The sequence below is a fragment of the Collimonas fungivorans genome (assembly GCF_028292705.1).
GTDB classification, from domain to species: domain Bacteria; phylum Pseudomonadota; class Gammaproteobacteria; order Burkholderiales; family Burkholderiaceae_D; genus Collimonas; species Collimonas fungivorans_B.
This window is the reverse complement of sequence record NZ_JAQGLV010000067.1, coordinates 1-8,874: the sequence shown is the minus strand read 5'-3', so window position 1 is coordinate 8,874 and position 8,874 is coordinate 1. Positions and strand designations below refer to the sequence as shown.

General features: G+C 62.8%; 7 protein-coding genes and 1 pseudogene. 7 read left to right on the top strand and 1 reads right to left on the bottom strand.

All coding sequences use genetic code 11. The features are described from left to right. The 7 genes and pseudogenes from JWQ61_RS03300 to hutG all read left to right on the top strand — a co-directional run. Nucleotides 1-452, top strand: a pseudogene (locus JWQ61_RS03300) (urocanate hydratase); the annotation flags it as partial. Between the two features lie 101 nt (nucleotides 453-553). Further along, nucleotides 554-1,897, top strand: coding sequence for an MFS transporter (locus tag JWQ61_RS03295; RefSeq protein WP_304359253.1), 1,344 nt, complete (start codon nucleotides 554-556; stop codon nucleotides 1,895-1,897). 44 nt (nucleotides 1,898-1,941) lie between these two features. After that, complete coding sequence (gene hutH, locus JWQ61_RS03290; protein ID WP_304359252.1) at nucleotides 1,942-3,489, top strand: histidine ammonia-lyase; 1,548 nt, start codon at nucleotides 1,942-1,944, stop codon at nucleotides 3,487-3,489. A 1-nt stretch (nucleotide 3,490) separates the two neighbouring features. Then, the gene (locus JWQ61_RS03285) at nucleotides 3,491-4,057 is read left to right on the top strand and encodes a HutD family protein (protein WP_304359251.1); all 567 of its coding nucleotides are present in this window, start codon (nucleotides 3,491-3,493) and stop codon (nucleotides 4,055-4,057) included. A 10-nt stretch (nucleotides 4,058-4,067) separates the two neighbouring features. After that, nucleotides 4,068-5,330: an imidazolonepropionase gene (gene hutI, locus JWQ61_RS03280; protein WP_304359250.1), complete on the top strand. Its 1,263-nt coding sequence runs from the start codon at nucleotides 4,068-4,070 to the stop codon at nucleotides 5,328-5,330. Next, nucleotides 5,327-6,700 carry a formimidoylglutamate deiminase gene (locus tag JWQ61_RS03275; RefSeq protein ID WP_304359249.1) on the top strand — a complete coding sequence of 458 codons (1,374 nt, stop codon included), beginning with the start codon at nucleotides 5,327-5,329 and terminating at the stop codon, nucleotides 6,698-6,700. Before hutI ends, JWQ61_RS03275 begins: the two co-directional genes overlap by 4 nt. A 9-nt stretch (nucleotides 6,701-6,709) precedes the next feature. Further along, nucleotides 6,710-7,552, top strand: coding sequence for an N-formylglutamate deformylase (gene hutG, locus JWQ61_RS03270; protein WP_304359248.1), 843 nt, complete (start codon nucleotides 6,710-6,712; stop codon nucleotides 7,550-7,552). Here hutG and cls read toward each other — a convergent pair. Then, the coding region (gene cls, locus JWQ61_RS03265) for a cardiolipin synthase (RefSeq protein ID WP_369684874.1) at nucleotides 7,547-8,874 on the bottom strand (1,328 nt) is incomplete at its 5' end. The two genes, hutG and cls, sit on opposite strands and share 6 nt — an antisense overlap.

Here is an 8,874-nt window from a genome sequence, read left to right as displayed (position 1 = left end):
CGCGGATCTGCTGGCTGGGCCTGGGCGAACGCCATATCGCCGGCCTCGCGTTCAACGAAATGGTGCGCACCGGTGAATTGAAAGCGCCGATCGTGATCGGCCGCGACCACCTGGATACCGGCTCGGTCGCCAGCCCGAACCGCGAAACCGAAAGCATGAAAGACGGTACCGACGCGGTTTCCGACTGGCCTTTGCTGAACGCTTTGTTGAATACGTCCGGCGGCGCCACCTGGGTTTCGCTGCATCATGGCGGCGGGGTCGGCATGGGTTATTCGCAGCACGCCGGCATGGTGATCGTCGCCGACGGCACCGAAGCCGCCGCCAAGCGCCTGGCGCGGGTGCTGGTCAACGATTGCGCCTCCGGCGTGATGCGGCATGCCGACGCCGGCTATGAAGCGGCGATCGAATGCGCCAAGCGGCATAACCTGAACCTGCCGATGATCAACCGCTGATAGCGCTGATAGCGCTGACGAATGCTGCGCCGTTGCCATATATCTAAAACAGCAGGCAACGGCGCCGCCAGATAAGCAGGAAACCAAGCAGGAGACGGTTCATGGAAATAAGCCAGGCTGAGACCAGCCTTCCGGTTGCGGGAAAAGCAGCGCCGCCCGCGTTTGCGGCCAGCGGAAAAATAGGGCGGGCCAAGGCGGTTGCCGCCATCACCATCGGCAACGGCCTCGAATACTTCGAGTTCACTTCGTACAGTTTTTTCGCCATCATCATCGGCAAACTGTATTTTCCGGCGGATGGCGATATCGCCCAGCTGCTGCTGGTCACCGCCACCTTCGGCATCGGTTTCGTGGCAAGGCCGATAGGCGGCCTACTGCTGGGCGCCTACGCCGACCGCGTCGGCCGCAAGGCGGCGATGACCCTGACCCTGCAGCTCATGGCGCTCGGTTCGGCAATGATCGTTTTTGCCCCGACCTACGCCCAGATCGGACTTGCCGCGCCGTTGCTGATCGTGGCGGCGCGCCTGATCCAGGGTTTCGCGTTGGGCGGCGAGATCGGCGCCTCGACTTCCTTGCTGATGGAATATGCCGACGACAGCTCGCGCGGATTCTACGGCGGCCTGCAAGCGGTCAGCCAGAACCTGAGCGCTTTGCTGGGCGCGCTGACCGGCCTGCTGCTGACGACAATCCTGACTACGGAATCGCTGGAAGGCTGGGGCTGGCGCATTCCGTTCGCGATCGGTTTGCTGATGGGGCCGCTGGGCGTGTTCATCCGCCGCAACCTGCATGAAACGCTGGATGACGGCCCGGCCGCCAGCCACGGCAAGCGTAGCCAAGGCAATGCAATCGGCACGGTGTTTGCCCAGCATAAAAAGGAAATCGCCGCCGGCATACTGCTGACCATGGGGAATACGGCGGCGATCTACATCACGCTGTATTACATCCCGACCTACGCGACAAAAATCCTGCACATGTCGATGTCGGCCGGACTGGCCGCGGCCTGCGTCGCCGCTGCTGTCGCCGCACTGGTGGCGCCGCTGGCGGGCATGCTGTCGGACCGGGTCGGCCGCAAGAAAGTGTTTGCCGCATTCTGCCTGTTGCTGTCGCTGGCGATCTACCCGGCATTCGCGCTGATCAACGCCCATACGGCGTTACCTGTATTGCTGCCGACCATCGCCTTGCTGTCATTGCTGACCACCTTTATTGCGGTGCCTGGCCTGGTGATGCTGCCGGAACTGTTTCCGCGCGCGGTGCGCGTCACCGGCATGTCCGTGGTGTACTGTGTCGGCGTTTCCATCTTCGGCGGCTTCGCACCGTTTTTCGCGACCGAGCTGATGGCGCTGTCCGGCAGCAACCTGGCGCCCTCATGGTATGTGATCGGCTGCGCCTTGATCGCCATATTGTCGCTGCCCCTGATACAAGAAAAGGCGGGCCGGCCGATCGGCTGACTTTGCCATAAAATCGCATTCTGCTTTACGCCAATCTGAAAGAAATGACCATGAAAACATCGTTGACTCTGCAACCAGGAAAAATGTCTTTGGCAGAGATCCGCCGCATCTGGGCCGAGGCCGTGCCGCTCGAATTGCCGCCGGCGGCGTATGCCGCCATCAATGCTTCCGCCGCCACCGTGGCCCGCATCGTCGAACGCGGCGATGCCGCCTACGGCATCAATACCGGCTTCGGCAAGCTGGCCAAGACCCGCATCCCGGACGAGCAGCTGGAACTGCTGCAGCGTAACCTGATCCTGTCGCACTCGGTCGGCACCGGCGACCTGATCGACGATGGCGCCGTGCGCCTGATCCTGGCCATGAAGATCGGCAGCCTGGCGCGCGGTTTCTCGGGCATCCGGGCGCAGGTGATCGATACATTGCTGGCAATCTACAACGCCGGCATCATGCCTTGCATCCCGGTCAAGGGTTCGGTCGGCGCTTCCGGCGACCTGGCGCCGTTGTCGCATATGACCCTGGCGATACTGGGCGAAGGCCAGGTGCGGGTCGACGGCAAGCTGGTCGACGCCAAGGAAGCGCTGGCCAAGGCCGGCATCACGCCTATCGTGCTGGCGGCAAAGGAAGGGCTGGCGCTGATCAACGGCACCCAGGTTTCCACCGCATTGACTTTGAACGGCCTGTTCCTGGCCGAGCGCGTGCTGGAAGCAGCCACCGTCACCGGCGCACTGGCGGTCGACGCCGCCCGCGGCAGCGATGCGCCGTTCGACCCGCGCGTGCACGAAGTGCGCGGCCAGCCGGGGCAGATCGCCACCGCCAAGATTTACCGCCAGCTGCTGAGCGGCAGCGCCATCCGCCAATCGCACCTGGTCAACGACGAACGGGTGCAAGATCCCTACAGCTTGCGTTGCCAGCCGCAGGTCATGGGCGCTTGCGTCGACCTGATCGGCAATGCCGCGCGCACCTTGCTGATCGAAGCCAATGCCGTCACCGACAATCCGCTGATTTATGCGGAGCACGACGAAGTCATCTCGGGCGGCAACTTCCATGCCGAGCCGGTGGCGTTTGCCGCCGACACGCTGGCGCTGGCGATTGCCGAAATCGGCGCCTTGTCGGAACGCCGCATCGCGTTGCTGATCGATTCCTCCTTGTCGGGCCTGCCGCCGTTCCTGGTGCAGTCGTCCGGCCTCAATTCCGGTTTCATGATCGCGCATGTCACCGCGGCGGCGCTGGCGTCCGAGAACAAATCGCTGGCGCATCCGGCCAGCGTCGACAGCCTGCCGACGTCCGCCAACCAGGAAGACCACGTCAGCATGGCGACTTTCGCCGGCCGCCGCCTGCACGAGATGGCGCACAATACCGCCACCATCGTCGCGATTGAATTGCTGGCGGCGGCGCAGGGCGTGGATTGCCATTTGCCGCTGACTACTTCGCCTATGCTGGACGAGGTGCAGCAGCGTTTGCGCAAGCAGGTCGCGTTCTACGACAAGGACCGTTTCTTCGCGCCGGATATCGAAGCCGCCAAGCAGCTGGTGCTGCAGGGCGCGGTCAGCGGCAGCTGCCATGCCTTGTTTGCCGGCCTGTACGGCGAATAACATGCGGCGGCTCAAGTTCGAGGAGCTGCAAGCGACGCCCTGGAAAAACGGCGGCGGTCTCACGCGCGAGCTGCATGGTTATCCGGCCGGCGCTTCATTCGATGCATTTTTGTGGCGGGTGAGCATTGCCGATGTCAGCCAGTCGGGCGCCTTTTCCAGTTTCCCTGGCGTCGACCGCGTGATTACCTTGCTGGAGGGTGAAGGCATGCAGCTGTTCTCGGCCGGCGGCGAACCGGTCTTGTTGCTGCCTTTGCAACCGCATCGTTTTCGCGGCGAGGAACAGGTCAGCGCGCAGCTGGAAGGCGGCGCTTGCCAGGATTTCAACCTGATGCTGCGGCGCGGCGCGGCTACCGGCGAAGTCAAGGTCTGGCATGCCGACCAGGACCTGCCGCAAGGCTGCAGCCTGCTGTTTTGCGCGCAAGGCCGCTGGGATGTGCTGACCGAGAACGGCGAACAGACAACGCTGGAGCCGCGCCAGACTCTGGTTTGCGACGAACAGCCAGGCGGATTGGCGTTGCGTTCGCAGGGCGGCGGTATCATTATCAGTGTCAGCATCAATCTGCTATAGGAAAATCAGCATGCCGCAGAGTCAAGTTGAACCAGCCGGATTAGCCGACGGCATCTGGCACAAGGCCAGGATCGCGCCCGCCGGCAATCCCGATCAAGTCATTATCGACGGCGCCATGGTGGTGCGCGACGGCCTGATCGCCTGGATCGGCAGCGAGGCACAACTGCCGGACGAGTTCAGGCAAGCAGGGCTGGCGCGCCACGATGCCGGCAACCGCTGGATCACGCCTGGCTTGATCGATTGCCATACCCACCTGGTGTATGGCGGCAACCGCGCCGACGAATTCGCCATGCGCCTGGCCGGCGCCAGTTATGAAGAAATCGCCAGGAGCGGCGGCGGCATCGTATCGACCGTGCGCGCCACTCGCCTGGCCGACGAAGACAGCCTGTTCCGGCAATCGGCGCGGCGCCTGGAAGCCCTGCTGGCGGAAGGCGTGACCACGATTGAAATCAAATCCGGCTACGGCCTTGACCTTCAGAGCGAACGCAAGATGCTGCGGGTGGCGCGGCGCCTGGGCGAGTCTTATCCGGTCACGGTCTACACCACCTTCCTTGGCGCCCACGCCTTGCCGCCGGAATACCAGGGTCGCGCCGACGACTACATCAGGCTGGTGTGCGACGAGATGCTGCCGGCCTTGCATGCGGAAGGGCTGATCGACGCGGTCGATGTGTTTTGCGAGAACATCGGTTTTTCCGTGGCGCAGAGCGAGCAGGTATTCATCGCTGCCGGCAAGCTCGGCCTGCCGCTGAAGATGCACGCCGACCAGCTTTCCAATATCGGCGCCACCCAGCTGGCGGCGCGCTTCAAGGCGCTGTCGGTCGATCATCTGGAGCACTTGAGCGAGACAGATGTGGCGGCGATGCAAAAAAGCGGCACGGTCGCCGTGCTGCTGCCCGGCGCCTATTATTTCATCCGCGAAACAAAACAACCGCCGCTGGAGCTGTTGCGGCGCTACCGGATCCCGATTGCGATTTCCACCGACAGCAATCCGGGCACCTCGCCCAGCACCTCCTTGCTGCTGATGCTGAACATGTCTTGCACCTTGTTCCGCATGACTACCGCGGAAGCCTTGATGGGGGTAACCGCCAACGCCGCGCTGGCGCTCGGCAAGGCGGACCGCCACGGCTTGCTGGCGGCGGGACGCGCCGCCGACTTCGTGGTCTGGTCGATAGAGTCGCTGGCGGAACTTGCCTACTGGTCGGGGCTCAATCCCTGCAGCGCGATAGTGCGCGGCGGCAGATTCAGTACCGCATTGCGAAAGGAAATATCATGAAACAAGTGATTGCCGACCGCGCCCTGTTGCCTGAAGGCTGGCGCAACAATGTCTTGCTGGAGTGGGACGACAACGGCCTCCTGACCCGCGTCAGCCCCGATTCCGATGCCGTCGCCCTGGCGGTTACGGGCACGGTATTGCCCGGCATCGCCAACCTGCATTCGCACGCATTCCAGCGGGCGATGGCGGGCCTGACCGAATACCGCTCCGATCCGAACGACAGTTTCTGGAGCTGGCGCACTCTGATGTACAAGTTCGCCGGCAAGCTGGCGCCGGCCGACCTGAAGGCGATTGCGGTCCAGCTGTATATCGAGATGCTGCAGGCCGGTTATACCTCGGTCTGCGAATTCCATTACCTGCATCACGATAAGGATGGCAAGCCTTACGCCAACCCGGCCGAAAACCTGGTGTGCCTGATCGAAGCGGCGCAGGAGGCCGGCATCGGCCTGACCTTGCTGCCGGTGATGTACCAGTACAGCGGCTTCGGCGCCCAGGCGCCGCATGCCGGGCAGGCGCGTTTCATCAATTCGCCGGAATGGATCATGGATGTGCTGCAGCGCTTGCAGGCGGCGCATCCGCAGCATGCCGGCTTGCGTTACGGGGTTGCGCCCCATTCCCTGCGCGCGGTGTCGCCGCAATCGCTGCAGCAGCTGCTGACGCTGCTCGGGCAATGGGATGCGCAGGCGCCGGTGCATATCCACATCGCTGAACAGAACAAGGAAGTTGAAGACTGCGTCGCCGCTTTAGGCGCGCGGCCGGTGGCCTGGCTGCTGGAGAATGTCGAGGTCGACCGCAGCTGGTGCCTGGTGCACGCTACCCACATGACTATCGCCGAAACGGAAAAACTGGCGCGCAGCGGCGCGGTCGCGGGCATCTGTCCGACTACCGAAGCCAACCTGGGCGACGGCATCTTCAATGGCGTTGCCTATGCCGGCGCCGGTGGCGTGTGGGGCATAGGATCCGACAGCCACATCAGCACCAGCGTCAGCGAAGAACTGCGCTTGTATGAATACAGCCAGCGCCTGCAGCATCGCCAGCGCAATATGCTGGTTGGGAGCGAGGGTGCATCGGTGGGAGGGTATCTGTATCGGCAAGCCCTGCGCGGCGGCGCTGCCGCCAGCGGCCGCCCGGTGGGCGGCCTGGAAACCGGGCAGCGTGCTGACTTGCTGGTGCTGGATCCGCAGCATGCGGACCTGAGCGGCAAGCACGGCGATCAGTTGCTCGACAGTTTTGTGTTTTGCCAGCATGGACAAACGCCGGTGCGCGATGTCATGGTCGGCGGCCATTGGGTCATCCGCGACCATAAGCATGGCCGGCAGGAACAGAGCGCCGCGGCTTATGCGGGCGCCATAAAAAAATTGCTGGATTAAGGATAGACGATGAGCTTGCCTGTGGAAAAATTCCTGTTTCATCGCGGCAGATTGCCGCTGCTGGTGTCGATGCCGCATGCGGGAGAGTACATCCCGCCCGATATCGCTGCCGACATGAGCGCCGCAGCGCTGGAGATTGCCGATACCGACTGGCACATGCCGCGCTTATATGATTTCCTGGAGGAGATGGGCGCTTCGGTCCTGGTGGCGACCCATTCGCGTTACGTGATCGACCTGAACCGGCCGGAGGACAATGTCAACCTCTACCCGGGGCAGGATACGACGGGGCTGTGTCCGCTGGACACCTTCCACAAGCAAGCCTTGTATCAGGCCGGGAAAAATCCCGATGAGGCCGAAATACAGCGTCGCATTACGCAATACTGGCGTCCTTACCACCGGCAGCTGGAGCAGGAGCTGCAGCGCATGCGCGCCGAACACGGCGTCGCGATGTTGTGGGATGCGCATTCGATTGCATCGGTGGTGCCGCGCTTTTTCGAGGGACGTTTGCCTGACCTTAACCTGGGCACCGGCGCCGGCAGCTCATGCGCGCCGGAACTGACGCAGCAATTGCAGGCGATCGCCGCCCAGGCTGCCGAGGCGGGTTACAGCCATGCGGTAAACGGCCGTTTCAAGGGCGGCCACATTACCCGCCATTACGGCCAGCCGCAACAGAATATCCATGCGGTGCAGCTGGAACAGGCGCAACTCACCTATATGGAAGAGCAGCTGCCGTTTGCTTTCGACGAACAGCTTGCGGCGCGGGTGCGGCCGACTTTGCGGCGCTTCATGGACGTAATGCTGGCCTGGGCAGAAAGCCACACATCGGCCACGCATCGAACTGATTCCCTATAACCAGTAACCGAGCGAGCGCGCGGCCCATTCCTTGATGTGTTCGGAAAACGGCCGCTGCTGCCATTGCTCCAGCGTGATTTGCTGCGAGCCGCGGATATCTTCGCGGAAGGCTTTTTCCATTTCGCGGCCAAACTGTTCGTCGATGACGATCACGTTGGCTTCATAGTTGTGGAGGAAGCTACGGATGTCCAGGTTGGCGGAGCCGACGGTGGACCAGCTGCCGTCGATCACGGCGGTTTTGGCGTGCAGCACTGCAACCTGCAGCTGATAAATGTGGATGCCGGCGCTCAGCAATTGCGTATAAAACGATTGGCCGGCGTGGAACATCAGGCCGATATCGGTCACGCTCGGCAAGATCAGGGTGACGTCGACGCCGCGCCCGGCCGCGGCCACCAGCGCATCCACCAGCTGGCGGTCGGGAGTGAAGTAGGGCGTGGTGATGTGTATGCTTTTGCGCGCTTGCTGGATCGCCAGGATGTAGGCCTTGTAAAGACTGTAGTCGCTGTCGGGCTGGGTGCTCAGCACATGCACCGTCTTGTCGCCGGCGCTGTCCAGCTTGGGAAAATAATCGAGGTCCGGCAAATCTTCCGCGTGTTGCGTGCCCCAGGTTTGCATGAACAGCAATTGCAGGGAAGCGACCGCCGGCCCTTCGATCTGCAGGTGGGTATCGCGCCAGCCTATGGCGCCGGTACTGGCACGACGGCGCGAGCGGAACAGCGAGCTGTTGGCGTACGCGGCGGTGATGTTGACGCCACCGGTAAAACCGATCTTGCCGTCCACCACCAGTATCTTGCGGTGATCCCGATGGTTCAGCTGCCAGCGGCCGAAACGCTTGAGCGGGTTGACCGGATTGAATTCGATCAGCTTGATGCCGGCGGCGCGCATGCGCTCGAAAAATTCGGCGGGGGTGCCGATGCTGCCGACGCTGTCATAGATGATGTTGACCTGGACCCCGGCGCGCTGCTTTTCAATCAGCAGGTCGGCAAACTGCAGACCGAGCTCGTCCTGGTCGAAAATATAGGTTTCAAAATTGATCGTGCTTTTGGCCTGCTGTATGGCGGCCATCATCGCCGTCATGGTCTCCGGCCCGTCGAACAGCAGGGTGACCTTGTTGCCCTTGATCAGCGGGCTGCCGGTCACCGCTTCTTCCATCGCGGCCAGCGTGTTGAGCCGGGCCGAGGCGCTCACTGGGCCGCTGCTGGCCGCGGATACCTGCGATACTGACGCGCTCAGGTTGCTGACGTCGGGCAAGGTCGAGCAAGCCGCGGTCAGGACGCACAGCAGGGCGGCGGCGTATCGTAGAAACAATCCTTGCAACTGAG